General features: G+C 63.8%; 13 protein-coding genes and 1 tRNA gene. 8 read left to right on the top strand and 6 right to left on the bottom strand.

What is annotated here, in order from left to right:
* Positions 1 to 87: 87 nt before the first annotated feature.
* Complete coding sequence (locus QO014_RS15375; RefSeq protein WP_266349600.1) at positions 88 to 909, top strand: transglutaminase-like domain-containing protein; 822 nt, start codon at positions 88 to 90, stop codon at positions 907 to 909.
* Positions 910 to 949: 40 nt separating this feature from the next.
* Here the strand turns inward: QO014_RS15375 and upp are convergent, their stop codons facing one another.
* Positions 950 to 1579 (bottom strand): uracil phosphoribosyltransferase, encoded by a 630-nt coding sequence (upp, locus tag QO014_RS15370; RefSeq protein WP_266349599.1) that lies wholly within the window; start codon positions 1577 to 1579, stop codon positions 950 to 952.
* Between the two features lie 265 nt (positions 1580 to 1844).
* On the opposite strand from upp, the gene QO014_RS15365 reads away from it, so the two are divergent.
* Positions 1845 to 2822 carry an adenosine deaminase gene (locus QO014_RS15365; RefSeq protein ID WP_266349598.1) on the top strand — a complete coding sequence of 326 codons (978 nt, stop codon included), beginning with the start codon at positions 1845 to 1847 and terminating at the stop codon, positions 2820 to 2822.
* Positions 2823 to 2831: 9 nt separating this feature from the next.
* Entirely contained in the window at positions 2832 to 3773 is a 942-nt protein-coding gene (gene phnD, locus QO014_RS15360; RefSeq protein WP_266349597.1) for a phosphate/phosphite/phosphonate ABC transporter substrate-binding protein, read from the top strand.
* 49 nt (positions 3774 to 3822) lie between these two features.
* Here the strand turns inward: phnD and QO014_RS15355 are convergent, their stop codons facing one another.
* The gene (locus QO014_RS15355) at positions 3823 to 4218 is read right to left on the bottom strand and encodes a MarR family winged helix-turn-helix transcriptional regulator (RefSeq protein ID WP_266349596.1); all 396 of its coding nucleotides are present in this window, start codon (positions 4216 to 4218) and stop codon (positions 3823 to 3825) included.
* Positions 4219 to 4526: 308 nt separating this feature from the next.
* On the opposite strand from QO014_RS15355, the gene typA reads away from it, so the two are divergent.
* From typA to QO014_RS15335, 4 genes are all read left to right on the top strand, one after another.
* Positions 4527 to 6347: a translational GTPase TypA gene (typA, locus tag QO014_RS15350; RefSeq protein ID WP_266349595.1), complete on the top strand. Its 1821-nt coding sequence runs from the start codon at positions 4527 to 4529 to the stop codon at positions 6345 to 6347.
* 137 nt (positions 6348 to 6484) lie between these two features.
* Positions 6485 to 6997 (top strand): GNAT family N-acetyltransferase, encoded by a 513-nt coding sequence (locus tag QO014_RS15345; protein ID WP_266349594.1) that lies wholly within the window; start codon positions 6485 to 6487, stop codon positions 6995 to 6997.
* Positions 6998 to 7111: 114 nt separating this feature from the next.
* A complete protein-coding gene (gene ppa / locus QO014_RS15340; RefSeq protein ID WP_266349593.1) occupies positions 7112 to 7642 on the top strand; it encodes an inorganic diphosphatase in 531 nt (176 codons plus the stop codon).
* Between the two features lie 5 nt (positions 7643 to 7647).
* Positions 7648 to 8115 carry a DUF3828 domain-containing protein gene (locus QO014_RS15335; protein WP_266349592.1) on the top strand — a complete coding sequence of 156 codons (468 nt, stop codon included), beginning with the start codon at positions 7648 to 7650 and terminating at the stop codon, positions 8113 to 8115.
* 4 nt (positions 8116 to 8119) lie between these two features.
* On the opposite strand, the gene QO014_RS15330 is transcribed toward QO014_RS15335, so the two are convergent.
* A complete protein-coding gene (locus QO014_RS15330; RefSeq protein ID WP_266349591.1) occupies positions 8120 to 8416 on the bottom strand; it encodes a DUF167 family protein in 297 nt (98 codons plus the stop codon).
* 20 nt (positions 8417 to 8436) lie between these two features.
* Positions 8437 to 8727 carry a YggT family protein gene (locus QO014_RS15325; protein WP_266349590.1) on the bottom strand — a complete coding sequence of 97 codons (291 nt, stop codon included), beginning with the start codon at positions 8725 to 8727 and terminating at the stop codon, positions 8437 to 8439.
* A 157-nt stretch (positions 8728 to 8884) separates the two neighbouring features.
* Here QO014_RS15325 and QO014_RS15320 point away from each other — a divergent pair.
* Positions 8885 to 8960: transfer RNA gene (locus tag QO014_RS15320), tRNA-Ala, on the top strand.
* Positions 8961 to 9212: 252 nt separating this feature from the next.
* Here the strand turns inward: QO014_RS15320 and QO014_RS15315 are convergent.
* Positions 9213 to 17576 (bottom strand): cadherin-like beta sandwich domain-containing protein, encoded by an 8364-nt coding sequence (locus QO014_RS15315; RefSeq protein ID WP_266349589.1) that lies wholly within the window; start codon positions 17574 to 17576, stop codon positions 9213 to 9215.
* A 470-nt stretch (positions 17577 to 18046) separates the two neighbouring features.
* Entirely contained in the window at positions 18047 to 20098 is a 2052-nt protein-coding gene (locus QO014_RS15310; RefSeq protein ID WP_266349588.1) for a sensor histidine kinase, read from the bottom strand.
* Positions 20099 to 20152 lie beyond the last annotated feature (54 nt).

The following is a 20152-nucleotide window of genomic DNA, read 5'->3' as shown; positions in this document are numbered from 1 at the left end:
CCTGACGAGAGGCTGCACGTCTTTCGGGAACACACAACCATCCTCCGACATTGAGCCTGCAATGTTTCAGCACTTCGAGAGGATGACATGCACATTCGCATTGGTTTCGACATAGCCTTTGACTGCCAGCAACCGACCCCGACCCTGATGGCGCTCAGCGTCCATCCGTCGCGCGAAGGCAACCTGATCCGCCCGGATACGCTGCGGTCGGATCGCGGCATCGCCATCGACAGCTATGTCGACGGGTTCGGCAATCGCGTCAGCCGCGCCGTGCTGCCGCAGGGACGAACGCATTTGCAGGCTGACGGATTGATCGCCGACCCCGGCGTCCCTGATCCCGTGGTGCCGCATGCACCGATCCACAAGGTCGAGGAGCTGCCCTCCGAATGCCTCGTCTACCTCCTCGGCAGCCGCTATTGCGAGACCGATCGGTTGGGAGACCTGGCCTGGTCGATCTTCGGCCATCTCCCCGCCGACTGGACGCGCGTTCAATCGATCGTCGACTATGTGCATCGTCATCTTCGTTTCAGCTATCCACTGGCCCGCCCGACGCGGACGGCACTCGAAGCCTATAACGAAGGAACGGGCGTTTGCCGCGACTTCGCCCATCTCTCGATCGCGTTCTGCCGGGCCATGAACATTCCGGCCCGCTATTGCACCGGCTATCTCGGCGATATCGGCGTGCCGCATGACCCGGCCCCGATGGATTTCTCCGCCTGGTTCGAGGCCTATCTGGGCGGTCGCTGGTACACATTCGATGCGCGCCACAACAAGCCGCGCATCGGGCGCATCGTCATGGCGCGTGGTCGTGATGCAACCGATGTCGCCATCACCAACAGCTTCGGCAGTGCGGCGCTCGTCCAGTTCACCGTCATCACGGAAGAAGTGACCCAGGCCGCGGCCGCCTGACCGGCGGCCTCGGCAAACAGTCCTGGATCACGTCCTTCTATCACTTGGTGCCGTACATCCGGTCGCCCGCATCGCCGAGGCCCGGGATGATATAGCCCTTGTCGTTCAACTGCTTGTCGATCGATGCGGTGAAGACCGGCACGTCGGGATGCGTGCCATGGAAGCGACTGATGCCCTCAGGCGCGGCGAGCAGGCAGACGAAGCGGATATCCTTGGCGCCGCGCTCCTTCAGCCGGTCGATGGCCGCGATCGCCGAGTTGGCGGTGGCCAGCATCGGATCGACCACGACGGTCAGCCGCTCATCGAGATCGTCCGGCGCCTTGAAATAGTATTCCACGGCCGTCAGGGTCTTGGGATCGCGATAGAGCCCGATATGGGCGACACGTGCCGCCGGCACCAGATCCAGCATGCCTTCGAGCAGTCCGTTGCCGGCTCGCAGCACGGAGGCGAAGACGAGCTTTTTGCCGGCGAGCGTCGGCGCCTTCATCTCGGCGAGCGGCGTCTCGATCGTGGTTGTCGTCAGTTCGAGATCGCGCGTGACCTCGTAGCAGAGCAGCGTCGCGATCTCGCGCAGAAGCTGGCGGAAACCGGCTGTCGAGGTGTGCTTGTCCCTCATGATGGTCAGCTTGTGCTGGACCAGGGGATGGTTGATCACCGTTACGCTGTTCATTGCTCGCCTCTCTTGCTGGATGGCACAAACTAGCGCGCCGCTTTCGCGCTGCAAACGTCTGCCGTGATCGGGAGCACTTTGTCCCCGCCGATCGGCCCTGAACTGGCATGATCTTGCCCGCTGCCGTCGGCCCGTCCTAAACTTGCCGCCCCTTAGGAGCCTTCAGCGCCATGTGCTGCACCCGACCGATTCGTTCCACCCCCCTCCCCGCAACCTTTCGCACGGCCTCGGCCGCGACAGTCCGTGACTGCGCGAGGCGCGGAGCATGAGCGTCCTTCGCCCCAAGGTGGAACTGCACTGCCATGTCGAAGGCGCCGCGTTTCCCGCGCTGGTGCAACGCGTGGCGGCACGGAACGGTATCGATCTTCCCGGCCTCTTCGACGCGGAGGGCCAGTTCCTCTGGCATGATTTCAGCTCCTTCCTCGGGGCCTATGACCAGGCCTCGGCCGTGTTTCGGACGCCGGAGGACTTCCGGGACCTGACCTTCACCCATTTCACCTCCATCGCAGCCGAGGGCGCGATCTACGGCGAGGTCTTCATTTCGGTCGACCATGGCTTCGCCTCCGGCCTCAGTTATGCGGATTATGTCGGCGGGCTCGCTCAGGGCATTCTGGACGCCGAGGCTGAAACGAGCATCGTCGGCCGCATGGTCGCCACTGGCGTGCGCCATTTCGGACCGGACCGTGTGCGCGCCGCCGCGGAAATCGCCGCCAATGAGCCGCATCCGCTGGTCACTGGATTTGGGGTCGCCGGCGACGAGCGGATGCATCATCCGCGCGACTTCATCGATGCCTTCCGGATCGCGGGCGAAGCGGGTCTCGGGCTCACGGCCCACGCCGGGGAACTTTGCGGCCCGGAAAGCGTGCGCGCGGCGCTCGACCATTTGAACATAAGCCGCATCGGGCATGGCGTCCGCGCGATCGAGGATCCGGCGCTGGTCGAACGCATTGTGAGCGAGGGGGTCGTGCTGGAGCTCTGCCCCGGCTCGAATGTTGCGCTCGGCCTCTACCCCGATATTGCCAGCCATCCCTTCCGCAGACTGATGGAGGCGGGCGTCAGGGTCACGGTGAGTTCCGACGATCCGCCCTATTTCGGCTCGTCCATCGGCGCGGAATATGAGTGGCTCGAGCACGACCAGCAATTTGACGAGGCCGAGTTCGCTCAAATCAACCGGACCGCCGTCGAAGCAGCCTTTGTCGACGAGGCAACGCGATCCCGCCTTCTCGCCAGACTGACGGACTGAGGAGATTTCATGCGCCGCACCGCATCGTTCGTCGGCTCGATGATCGCCGCGGCGATCATCTTCTCCCAGCCCGCCGCGGCCGGCTGGCGCGATGATCTGAAGGTCCTGCGGGTCGGCTTCCTGGCAGGCGAGAATCCATCCTATGCGGTCACACGATTGGAGAGCTTTCGGTGGCAGCTCCAATCTGGATTGGCTGTGCCGGTGGAGCTCTTCCCCGCTCGCAGCTACAGCGCGCTGATCGAGGCCGAAGCGAGCGGGCGCATCCAATATGCGATCCTGTCGTCGTTGGCCTTTGTCGCGCTAGATGAGCGCTGCCACTGCGGCGAACCGATTGCCCAGCCGGTCACCGATGCCGGCTCGCGTGGTTTTCGCGCCATGATCGTAGCGAAGGAGGATGGCCCGATCCGCACGCTCGCTGACGCCAAGGGCGCGCGGCTCGCGATCGGCGCCCGCGATTCGCTGTCGGGCCGGATTGCGCCTTTTGCCGGACTCGCATCCGAAGGTATCGAGCCGGATGAGTATTTCGCTCGCATCATTGAGACGAAGGACGCGAAGGCGGCATTGGACACGCTGGCTGCCGGCGAGGCCGATCTTGCGGTTGCCTGGTCGACCGCGCCTGACCCGATGAGCCGGGCCTCTGGCAGCGGTCCTCTCGGCAATATTCCGGTCGATGGAGCCGAACCCCTGCCCCCGCTTCGGCTGATCTGGCAATCGGACCTGGTTCCGTTCGGCCCGCATGTCGTGAGAACCGATTTGCCACCCGAGGCACGCGCCGCGATCCTCCAGACGCTGCTTAGCCTGCAGGCCTCTGCGCCGGAAGCCTATGACGCCGTCGAGGCAGGCTTCTCCGGGGGCTTCGTGGAAGCCGATCCCTTGCTGTACCGACGGTTTGCCGCGTCGCTCGCCGCGGCGCGCCTATCGGATTCCCTCACCTTCACGGACCAGCCATAGTCCATGTCGGCAGCGCCACGCGCTACGCCGCAGCCCGTGCGGTCAGGATTCAGGAGACGACTTCAGTGCTCGTCAGGATGTTGTCCTGCATGCGGAGCAAGGTGAGGCGCAACGTTTCGACGACTTCGGGATCAATGCCGCGTTCCGCGTCTTCGCGGACAGACTTGCCGATCGTGCGAATGCGTCGGACCATGCTGGCGGCATTGGGCGTCAGGCGGATCAGCTTCGCCCGACGATCGGCCGGGTCGGGGATGCGCTCGACGAGGCCTGCAGCCTCAAGCCGATCGAGAAAGCCCACCAGCGTCATCGGCTCGACACAGAGCTCGTCCGCCAGCGTCGACTGACGAAGCCCGGGACGTCGGCTGATGAAGGCGAGCGTGCGCGCCTCTGCGACCGTTAGACCGAGCCCGCCATTTTCCAACGCCTTTTCGAAGCGTCTGCGCAACAATCGCGCGACGTCGACCAGGACAAAACCAAGCGGATCTTCTATGGTCGCAGCCAAAAGGTGACACCCCTATACAGATTATACGTTGTCCATATAATATAGAATTTGATTTTTCTAGTCAATAACGTGATCAACGTATGCGCGCAAATTGAACGCCCTGTAACCTTCAGGACATGACCCCGGATCGCCAATATCGGCGTCATGTTCGATCGAGGTTGCGTTTTCAAAGCGTTTCGAGCATTTTGCGCCGCAAAATCGACCGGCCGTGACGAGCTCCTCTCGGCGCCGCCGCCTATTCGGATTCACAAATGACCCTACGCAATATCGCCATCATCGCGCACGTCGATCATGGCAAGACCACGCTGGTCGACAAGCTTCTGCAGCAGTCGGGCTCGTTCCGTGACAATCAGCGCGTCGCTGAACGTGTCATGGACTCGAACGACATCGAAAAAGAGCGCGGAATTACCATTCTCGCCAAGGCGACATCGATCGTCTGGAAGGATGTCCGCATCAACATCGTCGACACCCCCGGCCACGCCGATTTCGGCGGCGAGGTCGAGCGCATCCTCAATATGGTCGATGGCGTGATCGTTCTTGTCGATGCGGCCGAGGGCCCGATGCCCCAGACGAAGTTCGTCGTCGGCAAGGCGCTCAAGGTCGGCCTGAAGCCGATCGTCGCGATCAACAAGGTCGACAAGCCCGACGCGCGCATCCAGGAAGTCGTGAACGAGGTCTTCGACCTCTTCGCCGCCCTGGACGCCACCGACGAGCAGCTCGATTTCCCGATCCTCTATGGTTCGGCCAAGCAGGGCTGGATGGGCCGCTCGCCTGACGCCTCGCATGACGCCGGCATGGCGCCGCTCTTCGACCTCGTGCTCGAGCACGTTCCGGAGCCGCATGTCGAGGACGGTCCGTTCCGCATGATCGGCACGCTTCTGGAAGCCAATCCCTATCTCGGCCGCCTGATCACGGGCCGCATCACGTCCGGCACGGTCAAGCCGACGCAGATGCTGAAGGTCCTGTCGCAGGACGGCTCGACCGTCGAGAGCTTCCGCGTCTCGAAGATCCTCGCTTTCCGCGGCATCGAGCGCCAGCCGATCGAGGAAGGCGTCCCGGGCGACATCGTCGCGATTGCCGGCATGACCAAGGGCACCGTCGCCGACACCTTCTGCGACCCCTCGATCAACGAGCCTATCGCCGCCCAGCCGATCGATCCGCCGACCGTCTCCATGACCTTCATGGTCAATGACAGCCCGCTCGCCGGCACCGAAGGCGACAAGGTCACCAGCCGCATGATCCGCGATCGCCTGATGAAGGAAGCGGAAGGCAATGTCGCGCTGAAGATCGAGGAATCGGCCGGCAAGGACGCCTTCATCGTGTCGGGCCGCGGCGAATTGCTGCTCGCCATCCTGATCGAGAACATGCGCCGCGAAGGCTATGAACTCGGCGTTTCGCGCCCGCGCGTCGTCTTCCAGAAGGACGAGAGCGGCCAGACGCTGGAGCCGATCGAGGAAGTCATCATCGACGTGGACGAGGAGCATTCCGGCGTCGTCGTGCAGAAGATGGCCGAACGCAAGGCCGAGATGATCGAGATGCGCCCCTCCGGCGGCGATCGCCTGCGTCTGGTCTTCCATGCCCCGACGCGCGGCCTGATCGGCTATCAGGGCGAGTTGCTGACCGATACGCGTGGCACGGCGATCATGAACCGCCTGTTCCACGCCTATGCTCCCTACAAGGGCGAGATCGCCGGCCGCCGCAACGGCGTGCTGATCGCGAACGAATCCGGCGAGGCCGTCGCCTATGCGCTCTGGAACCTGGAAGATCGCGGCCCGATGATGATCGAGCCCGGCTGGAAGGTCTATGAGGGCATGATCGTCGGCGAGCATACGCGCGACAACGATCTCGAGGTCAACGTCCTCAAGGGCAAGAAGCTCTCCAACGTCCGTTCGGCCGGCAAGGACGAGGCGGTTCGCCTCACCCCGCCAATCCGCATGACGCTGGAGCGCTCGCTCTCCTGGATCTCGGACGACGAACTCGTCGAAGTGACGCCGAAATCCGTGCGCCTGCGCAAGACGATCCTCGATCCGACGGAGCGCAAGCGCGCCGATCGTTCGAGCAAGACCGCCTGATCGAGCGAAATGGCCCGGGATGTCGCGCTGGCGTGAAAGCGCTGCTGTGACGTCCCGGCCACTTCGTTCCAAAGAGCGTTTCCAAACTGCGACAAACCCTCTTCCGCGAAGCGAAAAGCGGTCCTATCTTGATCGACATGAGCACTCTGTCGATCGGTGTCCGCCGGGCTGAAGCGAGTGACGCGGAAGCGATAGCCGCAGTCCATGATAGTGCTTGGCGTCAGGCCTATAACGGCCTGATCCCCGCACGCGAACTGACCCGCATGATCGTGCGGCGCGGTCCGAACTGGTGGCATCGCGCCATTCGGCGCGGAACCGGCATTCTGGTGATCGATGTCGGCGGCGCCGTGGTCGGCTATGCCACCTTCGGTCCGAACCGGGCGCGCAATCTGATCCAGCGCGGCGAAGTCTATGAAATCTATCTGAGGCCCGAATATCAGGGCGTCGGCCTCGGCTCGCGCCTCTTCCTGGCGGCGCGGCGGGAACTTCTGCGCCATGGCTTCGATTCCGCCGTCGTCTGGGCCCTCGCCGACAATGAAGGCGCCTGCCGCTTCTACAAGAACGCCGGTGGACGCAAGGTGGCGCGCGGCAGCGAACGCTTCGGCAACGCCACCCTGGCCAAGGTCGCCTTCGCCTTTGCGCGCGGCTGAGGCCGCGCTCGGAAGCGACGGCCGCACGGCCTTCGACGCGCTGCAACAATTCATCCTTGCCGATGACGGGCGCCCCGCTTAAGACAGCCTCGTTCTCACCCAAGGAAATCTTTCATGCGCATCGATGCTGTTCCGATCGGCAAGAATCCCCCGCAGGATATCAACGTCATCATCGAGGTTCCCGTCGGCGGAGAACCGATCAAGTACGAGATGGACAAGGAAGCCGGCGCGCTCTACGTCGATCGCTTCCTCTATACGCCGATGCGCTATCCCGGCAATTACGGCTTCGTCCCGCACACGCTCTGCGGTGACGGTGACCCGATAGACGTGCTCGTCGCCAACCAGCGTGCGATCGTCCCCGGCGCGATCATGAACTGCCGCCCGGTCGGCGTGCTGAAGATGCGCGACGAGGGCGGCGAAGACGAGAAGATCCTGGCCGTGCCGTCGAACAAGCTGACGCGGCGTTACGAGAAGGTCCTGAGCTACAAGGACCTGCCCGAGATCACGCTGCAGCAGATCGAGCACTTCTTCCGCCACTACAAGGATCTCGAGAAGAACAAGTGGGTCGAGATCACAGGCTGGGGCGATCTCGCCGAGGCCGAATCGCTGATCGTCGACGCGATCGAGCGCGCCAAGAAGGCCTGACGTCCGTGGACCCCACGCGGCGCAGCGTCCTGACCCTCCTTGCAGCCGCGCCACTGGCAACGGCACCGGCCCTGGCGGCAGAGACCGCCGGGGCTTTCCTGGCCGAAATCTACAGCCATTATACCGGCGAGGGCGGCATGGGCGTGCCGCTCGACAACCCAGCGACGGTGGAACGCTATTTCGAGCCGACGCTGGCCAAACTCATCAATGACGACGCCGCGCAGGCGGCCGAAGTCGACGATCTGCCGGAGCTCAACGGCGATCCCTTCGTCGACGCCCAGGATTGGGACCTCGCCAATCTCAAGGCCACCACCGATGCCAGCGGACCGGACAGCGCGTCCGGCCATGTCACCTTCGACAATATGGGCGAGGCAAAGGCGATCGACATTGATATGGTGCGAACGGCCAAGGGCTGGCGCATCGCCGATATCCATTGGAGCGAAGGCTCGCTGCGCGGGCTCTATACGCACTGAGCGCTCAGCCCTTCAGGGCGAGCGCCTCCAGCCTACGAGCGAGTTCCACGGCATCCCCGACGAGGCGGACGGTCTTCAGCCGCGCCGTGTGGCCCGCGACGACGCTCACCGCGGAACGCGGCCAATCGAGCGACTTGGCGACCAGTAGTTCGAGCGCCGCATTGGCCGCCCCCTTCTCCGGAACGGCGCGCACGCGCGCCAGCGCCACGCGGCGGCCGTCTGACAGGGTGCCCACGCCATCGATCTGGTCGCGCCCGCCTCTGGGGGTCAGCCGCACGTCGAGCAGCGCGCCATCCGCCACGCAGCGGAAGAATCGGTCGCTCAAAAGACGTAGGGGTAGATGTAGCGGATGATGACCTGCTGGATCAGGATGACGCCGAGCAGCAGGATGACCGGCGAGATGTCGATGGCACCTAGCGTCGGCACCACACGGCGAATCGGCCGCAATACCGGCTCTGTCGCCTGGTAGAGGAAATTGCCGATCGACGAGACGACCTGATTGCGAGGATTGACCACCCCGAAGGCATAGAGCCAGCTGAAGATCGCACTGGCGATCACGATCCACCAATAGAGGTTGAGGGCGATCATGACGACGTCGAGAATGGCGCGCATTGGGTTCCCGGTAGCAATCGCGGAGGAAGCGGACGTCCCTTCATGTAGCCGCGCACCGACCGCCCTGCAACCCGCTCGCCGCATGCGAAATGAGGCAGGAGCAGAAGCTTGACAGCGATGGGCGCCACACCCTAAATGGCGCCCGTCGCTCAGCGACGGGGCCGTAGCTCAGATGGGAGAGCGCTGCAATCGCACTGCAGAGGTCAGGGGTTCGATTCCCCTCGGCTCCACCAATTATACCTTCCGATATTTGGCACCGTATCCCTGGCCTCGGTCTTCCGAGCCATGAACTCGTGCCTTGCGGGATGTTTGGTGTTCGAAAACATCGCGTCTGGTGAGCCCGTGGAACGGGCTTCGACCCGATGCACGAAGCGCGTGGTATGGCGTTTTCAGCCGCAATGCGGCATCCACGGCAAGAAACACCATTCCGGGCCGCGCTTCCCCTGGACCACGCGGCTCCGGGCCAGACGTCGTTTGGCCACACGTCAGAACTTCACCCCCACGCCGGCTTTTGCACCGACCGCCATCTGGCCGTCACCTTCGATGTTGAAGAGGAACCCGCCATCGACCGTCCAGGCGGTCGGCGTGTTGAGGCTCAGCCCCGCAGAGATCTGGCCGAAGGCGCCCGAACCATCGAGCCCCGCGAAGCCGCCCGTGAGACCCAGTTTCGGCGCGAGAAGGGAGCCATCCCCGAGCGCGAACTGCCGCGTGATTTCCGCGCCGAGGCTGACCCGCAACTGTTCGGTCGCGAAGCCCTGAACAGCCAACAGGTTGCCAATGCCGTTCTGCACATCATAGTCAGGGACGTCCTCATTGAGATAGACGGCCCGCAGTTTCGGCGTGACGGTGGTGACGTCGTCGAGTTGCCACTCACCATCGATCGAACTGTCCAGCAGCCAGCGCCGCGAGTCGAACGATCCATCCCAGAAATCGGTTTCGATCGAATTCGAAGAGCCGCCATAGAGCAGGCTCGCATTCCAATAGACGCCACTGCCGACTTCGAAAGAAGCATAGGGCCCCGCGAGCCAGCCATTGCCCGTGATCTGGTCATCCCCATTGGTCGGATCGGTCATCCGGTCGAAGTGGAAGGATAGGCCCACGAGAGCCTTCTCGCTGACCAGATAGTCCGCCCCGGCCGACACCATGCCGAAGCTGCCCCATTGGTTGCCGTTCTCCTCCCGATTATGGACCGCGAACGTTCCGTCGATCCACATGTTGAAGGGCGCCGAATAGGCCGCCGCGCCGGCCGGGCGATCGCCTGCGCTGGTGGCTGCCGTGATCTGGCTCAGGCTGGTGGAAAAGTTGAAGCTGAGGCCATCATAGGACGGCGACAGGTCCGACGACGTGGCGCTTGTCGCCGTCGCCATGCGGCGACGCTCGACCAGTCCTGGCACCTTGATCGTCGAGGCGATCAGGTTCTGTCGCGTCTGCACGAAGCCGCGCACCAGAGTGTCGATCGCGGCCGCGACCACGACGCGGTCATAGCTTAGATTATAGGTGACACTCCCGACATTGGAGGTGCCCAGCGAACTGGTGAGTTGGAACGTCACCCTGGCCTGGCCAGAATAGGCCGGATTGGGGATGAACTTGAGATAGAACTGCAGCGGCGTGGACCCGCTGGCCTGCGCATATTGCGTATCGACGATCTTGGCTTCGCCGGCATTGCGCGGCTGCACCGAGACGATCCGCGCATCGAGGAATGGCCCCCCAGTTGCGCCACGGGTCAAATCCAAGTTCGGCGGCGCTTCGCCTTCCGGCACGGTGATTTCATAGTCCGAAACCGTGACGACCCGATCCCCGACTGTCAGTTGGTAGCTCGCCGTCGCCGTATTGCCATTCCTGTCGCTGGCTTGGATCGTAAAGCTGTAGTCCCCTTCGGTGTTGTCGCCGAGCGGACCGGACAGTGCGCCGGTCGATACGTTGAGGATCATGCCGTCCGGCAACGCGCCGCCCACGGTCTGGAACAGGACAGCCCCGACCCCGCCGGTCGCGGTGATCGCGAAGGAATAGTCTTCGCCGGCCATGGCTTGCGGCAGCCGGGACCCGCTGGCTGGTGTCATCACGAGCGTCGAGGCCGTCTGGCGCGTCACGACGACCGTATAGGTCTCGCTGGTCACCCCATCCTCGGCCGTCGCCACGACCGTGATCGTGTTGGCGCCGACATCGAGGCTGATGGCGCCGGAACTGCTGCCGGAGCGGACCGGCGTGCCGTTGACCGTGATCGTGGTCCCGGCATCCGCCGCGGTCGGGCTCACCGTCGTGGTCGACGTCGCGTTCGGGACGTCGATGCTGTAGCTCGTCGTCGACGAAGTAAAGGCTGGCTCCAGCGTGCCGGCACTGAGGCTCAGGCTCGACAGCGCTGCATCCGTCGAGGCCGGCGCCGCACGGTTCACCGTCACCGTATAGGTCTCGATCGTCACGCCGTCCTCGGCCGTCGCCACGACCGTGATCGTGTTGGCGCCGACATCGAGGTCGATCGCGCCGGAACTGCCTCCAGAGGTGACCGGCGTGCCGTTGACCGTGATCGTGGCCCCAGCATCCGTTGCCGTCGGACTTACCGTTGTCGCCGACGTCGCGTTCGGAACGTCAACGCTGTAGCTCGTCGTGGACGCGGAGAAGGCTGGGGTAAGATCGCCAGCACTGAGGTTCAGGCTCGACAGCGACGCATCCGTCGAGGCCGGAGCGGCGCGGTTCACCGTCACCGTATAGGTCTCGCTGGTCACCCCATCCTCGGCCGTCACGGCGACCGTGACCGTGTTGGCGCCGACGTCGAGGCTGATGGCGCCCGAACTGCTGCCGGAGGTGACAGGTGTTCCGTTGACCGTGATCGTGGCGCCTTCATCCGCCGCCGTCGGGCTCACCGTCGTGGTCGACGTCGCGTTCGGGACGTCGATGCTGTAGCTCGTGGTGGACGAAGCGAAGGCTGGCTCCAGCGTGCCGGCACTCAGACTCAGGCTCGACAGCGTTGCATCCGTCGAGGCCGGCGCCGCACGGTTCACCGTCACCGTATAGGTCTCGATGGTCACCCCGTCCTCGGCCGTCGCCACGACCGTGATCGTGTTGGCGCCGACATCGAGGTCGATCGCGCCGGAACTACCTCCAGAGGTAACCGGCGTGCCGTTGACCGTGATCGTGGCCCCAGCATCCGTTGCCGTCGGACTTACCGTTGTCGTCGACGTCGCGTTCGGCACGTCGATGCTGTAGCTCGTCGTACCCGAAGCGAAGGCTGGCTCCAGCGCGCCGGCACTGAGGCTCAGGCTCGACAGCGTTGCATCCGTCGAGGCCGGAGCGGCGCGGTTCACCGTCACCGTATACGTCTCGCTGGTCACCCCATCCTCGGCCGTCGCCACGACCGTGATCGTGTTGGCGCCGACATCGAGGTCGATCGCGCCGGAACTACCTCCAGAGGTAACCGGCGTGCTGTTGACCGTGATCGTGGCCCCAGCATCCGTTGCCGTCGGACTTACCGTTGTCGTCGACGTCGCGTTCGGCACGTCGATGCTGTAGCTCGTCGTGGACGAGGCAAAGGCTGGCTCCAAAGCGCCGGCGCTCAGACTCAAGTCCGACAAAGTCGCATCCGTTGAGGCGGGTGCGGCGCGGTTGATTGCCACCGTATAGGTTTCGCTCGTCGCGCCGTCCGACGCCGCGACCTCGACCGTGATCGTATTGGCGCCGACGTCGAGAGGTATCCCGCCGGAACTGCCGCCCGAGGCGACCGGCGCGCCATTGACCGCGATCGTTGCGCCGGCATTAGCCGCCACCGGCGTCACCGTTGTGGTCGCCGTCTCGTTCGGCACGTCCATGCTGTAGCGCGTGGTGGATGGGGCGAAGGCCGGCTCCAGCGCGCCCGCGCTCAGACTGAGGCCCGACAGGCGGGCATCCGAGTTCGGATCTATGGCGATCGTATATTCCCGATAGATATCGCCGTCCGCCCTGCCGAATTTGGCTACGAATGTATAGCGGCCGGGCGCGGTTGGTGTTCCCGCTATCGACAGCCTTGTGCCAGCGAATCCGAATGTCAGGCCGGGCGGGAGGCTTCCGGACGATATCGAAGGGGTGACATCCGAAGTCACGCCAGGACGGGTGGTAAACCGGACGGTGTAGGCCGAGCCCACACTTCCGTCGGGCAAAAGCCCCGCGGCCGGCGTGACGGTGAACGCTTCTCCGTCCGCCAGCGCGGCAAAACTATAGGAGCCCACCACCGTGCTGCCCAGCGCGTCGGTGGCCAAGACCGAGAACGGCCAGGTCGTCGCAATCGTCGGGGTGCCCGACAAGACGCCATCCGCCGACAGGCTGAACATGCTTGCCGGCAATTGAGACGAGCCGAAAATTGCGAAAGTGTAGGGCGCAACGCCACCGCTGACTGTGAACTGTGTCTGATACGGTGTTCCAACTTGGCCGGTGAATACCGTTGACAAGTCGGGCGCGATGACGAGCGCCGCCAGGCGCGTGACGATGACCGTATAGGTCGATGTCGGTCCCGAGACCGGCGTAACGACAATCTCGACCGTATTGGCCCCCACAGCGAGGTCGAGCGCATCAGAGCTACTGCCCGAGGTGACCGGTGTTCCGTTGACCGTGATGACGGCGCCGGCATCGGTCGCCGTGGGCGTCACGCGCATGGTCGCCACCAAATACGGAACATTGACGCTGTAGCTCGTCGTACCCGAAGCGAAGGCTGGCTCCAGCGCGCCGGCACTCAGACTCAGGCTCGACAACGTCGCATCCGTCGAGGCCGGCGCCGCACGGTTCACCGTCACCGTGTAGGTCTCAATCGTCACCCCATCCTCGGCCGTCGCCACGACCGTGATCGTATTGGCGCCGACATCGAGGCTGATGGCGCCCGAACTGCTGCCGGAGGTGACGGGCGTTCCGTTCACTGCAATCGTCGCACCGGCATCCGTCGCTGTCGGGCTCACCGTCGTGGTCGACGTCGCGTTCGGGACGTCGATGCTGTAGCTCGTCGTCGACGAAGCGAAGGCTGGCTCCAACGCGCCGGCACTGAGGCTCAGGCTCGACAGCGTCGCATCCGTCGAGGCCGGCGCCGCACGGTTCACCGTCACCGTATAGGTCTCGATGGTCACCCCGTCCTCGGCCGTGACCGCGACCGTGATCGTATTGGCACCGACATCAAGATCGATCGCGCCGGAACTACCGCCCGAGGTGACCGGCGTGCCGTTGACCGTGATCGTGGCCCCAGCATCCGTTGCCGTCGGGCTCACCGTCGTGGTCGCGGTCTCGTTCGGCACATCGATGCTGTAGCTCGTGGTGGACGAAGCGAAGGCTGGTTCCAGCGCGCCGGCACTGAGGCTCAGGCTCGACAGCGTTGCATCCGTCGAGGCCGGCGCCGCACGGTTCACCGTCACCGTATAGGTCTCGATCGTCACGCCATCTTCGGCCGTCGCCACGACCGTGATCGTATTGGCGCCTACATCGAGGTCGATCGCGCCGGAACTGCTGCCTGAGCTGACCGGCGTGCCGTTGACCGTGATCGTGGCCCCAACATCCGTTGCCGTGGGCGTCACCGTCGTGGTCGCGGTCGCGTTCGGCACGTCGATGCTATAGCTCGTCGTACCCGAAGCGAAGGCTGGCTCAAGCGCGCCGGCGCTCAGACTCAGGTCTGACAAAGTCGCATCCGAGGTCGAACGGACGAGGACCGTATAGGCCCGGTATAGATCGCCACTGGTCTTGCTGAATTTGAGGACAAAGCTGTATGAGCCCGGCGCGGTGGGTGTTCCCGCGATCGACCGCCTTGATGCGGCGCCGGCCAGGGCCAGACCAGGCGGCATGCTTCCCGAAGATATGGATAGCGTGATGTCGGAGAAGCCGCCCGGCATGGCCACCAATGGGAGTTGGTAGGGAACGCCGACATGACCCTCAGGCAACGGGCCTTCCGGCGGCCTGATGGTGAACGTCTCGTCATCGGCCAAGGCTGCAAAAGTATATTGCCCGAGATAGGTGTCTCCCAGCGCGTCGGTGAGGCGGATGGAGAACGTCCAATAGGTGGAGATGGGAATTGGCCCTGACAGGACGCCATCCGCCGACAGGCTCAATGTGTTCTCGGGCAGTTGGGTCGACGATACGAACTCATAGGTATACGGTGCCAATCCGCCGTAGCCGGAGAATTGGATCTCGACCGGCACACCCACTTTTCCGGTGAAGTTCGAGGTGGAGCTGCCGCTCGAGGTCATCCCCATGAGAGCGAGCCGCGTGACGACGACCGTATAGGTGGTTTGTGGGCCGGAGCGCGGCGTGACGACGATGGAGATCGTGTTGGCGCCGACCTTGAGGCTGGTTGCGCCGGAACTACCTCCAGAGGTAACGGACGTGCCGTTGACCGTGATCGTCGCGCCGGCGTCCGTCGCTGTCGGCGTGACCGTCATCGTCGCGGACAGATACGGAACCATGACGCTGTAGCTCGTGGTGCCGGATGCGAAGGCCGGGCTGAGACTGCCGACGCTCAGGCCCAGATTCGACAGCGTCGCATCCGTCGATGCCGGCGCGGCGCGGTTGACCGTCACCGTATAGGTCTCGCTCGTCACCCCGTCCTCGGCCGTTACCGCGACCGTGATGGTATTGGCGCCCAAATCGAGACTGATAGCGCCGGAACTACCTCCAGAGGTAACCGGCGAGCCGTTCACCGTAATCGTCGCGCCGTCATCCCTCGCCGTGGGCGTCACCGTGGTGGCCGCGGTCTCGTTCGGGACGTCGACGCTGTAGCCCGTCGTTGACGAGACGAAGGCCGGTTCCAATGCGCCGGCGCTCAAGCTCAGGTCCGAAAGGCTGGCGTCAGAGGCCGGATCCACCAATATCGTATATTGTCGGAATATTTCGCTGTCGGTCCTGCTGAACTTGACGACAAATGTGTAGCGGCCGGGCTCAGTCGGCGTTCCATCTATTGCCATCCTCTCCCCGACGCGCGTGATCGTCAGGCCGGGGGGCAAACTCCCGGAAGAGATCGATGGCGTAACGCTCGAAACGACGCCGGTGCTTACCCCGAACCGAACGCCGTAAGGCGCGCCGACACTACCCTGAGACAGCAGCCCTTCAGGGACATTGACACCGAAAGCCTCGCCATCTTTCAGCGATGCCAAAGTGTAGCTGTGCACGACTGTGCTGCCCAGCGCATCGGTGGCCCGCACCGAGAATGGCCAATAGGCGGCGATCGAAGCGGTTCCCGACAGGACGCCATCCGCCGACACGCTGAACATACTTGCCGGCAAAAGAGACGAACTGACACGCTCATATGTGTAGGGTCCAAGCCCGCCGCTCGCAGTGAACTGGGTCTGAAACGGCGTGTCGACCTTGGTCGTGAATACCGTTGACACAGCGGGTGTGAGGTCGAGATCCTCCAGACGCGTGACGGCGATCGTGTAGGTCGATGGCGGTCCCGAGGTCGGCGTCACGACGATCTCGATGGTGTTGACGCCCACGCTCAGAGCGAGCGCCCCCGAGCTGACGCCTGATGTGACCGATGTGCCGTTCACCTTGATGGTCGCGCCGGCATCTGTGGCCGTGGGCGTCACCATCATCGTGGTCGTCTTATAGGGAACGTTGACGCTATAACGCGTCGTCTCCGATGCGAAGACGGGATCAAGGCTGCCGACGCTCAGGCCCAGATTCGACAGCGCCGCATCCGTCGATGCCGGAGCGGCGCGGTTGACCGTCACCGTATAGGTCTCGCTCGTCACCCCGTCCGACGCCGCAACCGCGACTGTGATCGCATTGGCGCCGACATCGAGCGGTATCGCGCCGGAGGTGGCGCCTGACGCCACCGGCGTGCCATTGACCTTGATCGCGGCGCCGGCATCCACGGCTGTCGGGCTCACCGTCGTCGTTGTCGTTTCATTGGGAACGTCGACGCTATAGCTGGTCGTGCCCGAGGCAAAGGTCGGGGTGAGACTGCCGGCGCTCAAGTTGAGGCCCGACAGGCGAGCATCCGAGGTCGGATCGACCGCGATCGTATATTCCCGGTATATCGCGCTGTCGACCTTGCTGAACTTGACAACGAAGGTGTAGCGGCCGGGCGCGGTCGGCGTGCCACTGATCGCCAGCCTCGTGCCGATGAGACTGATGGTGAGGCCGGGCGGCAAGCTTCCGGAGGCTATGGAGGGCGTGAGATCCGAGGCGGAGCCTGGGTTCACACTGAAGCGAACGCTGTAAGCCGAGCCGACGCTGCCCTGACTGAGAAGGCCTTCAGCCGGGCTGACGGCGAACGCTTCGCCGTCTTTCAGCGAGACCATATTGTAGGAGCCTATCGACGTGCTTCCCAGCGCGTCGGTAGCCAGCACTGAAATTGTCCAGGTGGTGGAGATGGTCGCGGTTCCCGACAGGATGCCATCCGTCGACACGCTGAACAGGCTCGCGAAATTATCGCTGCCGCTGCGAAGCTCGAATCTGTAGGGCGCAAGTCCACCACTGGCCGTGATCTGGGTCTGGTACGGCGCACCGAGGGGGGCGTAAAATGTCGTGGCCGCGGCGGGTGCAATCAGAAAGGGCTTAAGGCGGGTGACCGCAATCGTATAGGTCGATTGCAGTCCCGAGGTCGGCGTGACGACGATCTCGATCGTGTTGACGCCCACGCTCAGATCGAGCGGCTTCGAACTGCCGCCGGAGGCGACCGACACACCGTTGACTTTGATCGTGGCGCCGGAGTCGGTTGCCGTCGGCGTTACCGTCATCGTCGTGGTCAGGTTTGGAACATTGACGCTGTAGCTGGTCACCCCCGGCGAGAAGACCGGATCGAGTGTCCCCACGCTCAGGCTCAGGCTCGACAGTGTCGCGACGGAAGCTGCGGCGGCCGGGTTCGCGCTTGTGGCGAGGAAGCAGAAGGCGGCGATGAAGGCCATCAGACCGAGACGGACGCAATGAAAGGCTCGGAAGCTGTTCGCCCGATTCGCAATTGCCGTCATCATGCCCCGCCCGATCTGCGCCGCCTGCCCGCGGCAATGCCGTCATCGCCTCAGGTGGTAAAGACGATTGCCCGATCCGCCGCTGGACCATCGTTCTGCACGCACCCTCGATATGATTGCTGCATCTCTAGCGTCCGGCTCCAAGCCTTCGCCAACCGGCAGACGGTGATCGCCATCATTTCTGCAGACTGTCGCGCAATGGGCACGAAAACCGTTCCCTTTCGTTACATATCGTTCCATTCAGCAGCTGCGTAAGCCGGAGGACGCAGCTGCGTAAGCCGGCGCCTATGAGGCCAGGAACCAGAGCGATTATTGAAGCAGCTGTTTTCTGTATTGCTTGCCGGCGATTCGGGCCGGCGCCCGGTTTGCGCGGGGCGCTCCGGCCTGCGGGCGGCGGACGATACGCCCTATGCGGCACCGGAACTGGGGCGGCCCCGATCAGCTAGGGGGATCAGCATGCGCACGGTCGTGCCCACGCCAAGCGTCGATCGGACCTCAACTTTGCCTCTGTGGGTGGCCGCGACCCGTGCCACGAGCGACAGTCCGGTTCCTGTTCCGGGTACCTTCGTTGCGTTGGAGGCCCTGAAATTCGGCTCCAGCAGACGCGGCAGTTCCCCGTCCGGAATTCCGATTCCCTGATCGGCGATCTCGATGACCAGGGCATCGCCAGTCACCGAAACACCCACCGAAATCGCGTCCTTGGAGGCCGGATGGCTGAATTTGGCGGCGTTTTCGAGAACATTGATGACGGCGATCTCCAACATGTCCGTATCGGCCTCCACAATCTGGTGCCGGGCATCGGGAGCCACCACGCAGGTCAGCTCGATCTGCAGCAGGTCGCGCGCACGCGCCACCGCCGCCTCCAGCAACGGCACGGCGAGATGTCGTTCGAGGCGGGGTTCGAACGCGCTGCCCTGCAATCGGCTTCTCGAAAGATTGACCTCCAGCACCTCCACCAGACGCGCGATTCCCTTGCGCACGCGGTCGAGACGCCGCCTGTTGGCGGCATCGTCCTTCGGCAGCGACATGCCGATGTTGGAGATATGGGTTTGGACCGCCGCCAGCGGCGTGCGGTACTGGTGGCTGATCACCTCCATAAAGCGGATCTGCTGCTCCTTGGATGCCAGTTCCGCCGCGAGCGCCTCCTCGGCGACCGATTTCGCGACAGCGAGATCGCGCGTCCTCTCCTCGACGAGGCCAATCGCCCGTCCCTCGGCATCGCGCGCCATGGCGAGGGCTTCCTGCGTGATCCGGGCGCTCATCACCTCCGACGTGCGCAAATAAACGGCCAACGCACCGGTCAGGAGAACAGAGTGCATCACGGTGCTCGCCGCATAACCATGCGCGACCCAATCGGGCAACGGAACGACACCCGATCGTTGCGCCATGGTGAAGAGAACGCCCACCGCCAGGACGAGAAAGGCGGCAGCGCGGAGCTTGGTGCTCGAATCCGACGGTTCGATGGTGCGCATGCTTTGAACCGCCCCGGTCAGCACCACGATGACGATCGTCAAATGGGCAAACGGACCGAATTCAATATTGTAGCCGACCAGCGCCAATACACCGCCCGCCGCGCCGATCAACGCGCCGGCGATGAATATCCGGTCGACCCAGGGTGCCTTGCCGGGAACGTCGAGGATCGAACGGGCCGCCAGCACGCTGGCACTGATACCGAGCCAGCTCACGATCGCGGTGAACATGTCGTTTCCCTCTCCGCCCGATGGGAAGAGAAAGATCCGCGAGAGACCGAGCGTGCCGAAATACACCATCATGGCGAAGAAGGTCGACACGGCCAGCAGAGCAAATGCCGGCATGCGATTATAGTAGAAGAATACGAGCTGGATGATCAGCAGGATCGTCATTCCCCCGAACCACCAGCCGAAGATAAGGCTCGAGACGGATGTCCTGCTCGTATGATCCGTCGGAGAATAGAGCGATGCTTGCAGCGTCATCACGGAGTTGGTCGCGGCCGCTCGCACGAAGACCTCGGTCAGTTGCCCGGCTTCCAGCGCGATCGGGACGACATTGTCCAATCCGGACAAGGCGTCGTCGGAGAGAGGGCGGTGATCGCCCATGGCGTAATGGACCGGCGCGCCTGCCCCTCCATTGGGGGGAAGGACATAGACGTCGATCAAATCCACGAAGTTCGGCGTCAGCGAGACCAGCATCTCGCGGCTCTCGGTCGAGCGGATGTCGAGCCGCAGCCAGATCGTATCGCGCGTATAGCCGAAATTGATGCTGCTGCCGCTGATGGATTTGAAGTCCTTGCGGACTCCCTCGCTGCGGACATCGTCGAGCGTCATCGTGCCCGGGCGATCCTTGAGGACCGCGACCGCCATGGTCGGAAACGCCCGCGACGCAGCATCCTCCGCCTTCGCGTGGAGCGCGACCAGCAGCAGAATGATGAGGATGGCCGCAAAGGCAAAGGCAGAAGCGTTTCGCGATTGACGCTGGGTCATGTAGTCTGGATACACCGACAATAAGGGTTACGAACGGCTTCGTTCGCCGGAAGG

It is taken from the genome of Kaistia dalseonensis, assembly GCF_030814715.1.
Taxonomy (GTDB): domain Bacteria; phylum Pseudomonadota; class Alphaproteobacteria; order Rhizobiales; family Kaistiaceae; genus Kaistia; species Kaistia dalseonensis.
Note: the sequence above shows the minus strand (reverse complement) of the source record. Positions and strands in the feature narration are given on the sequence as shown.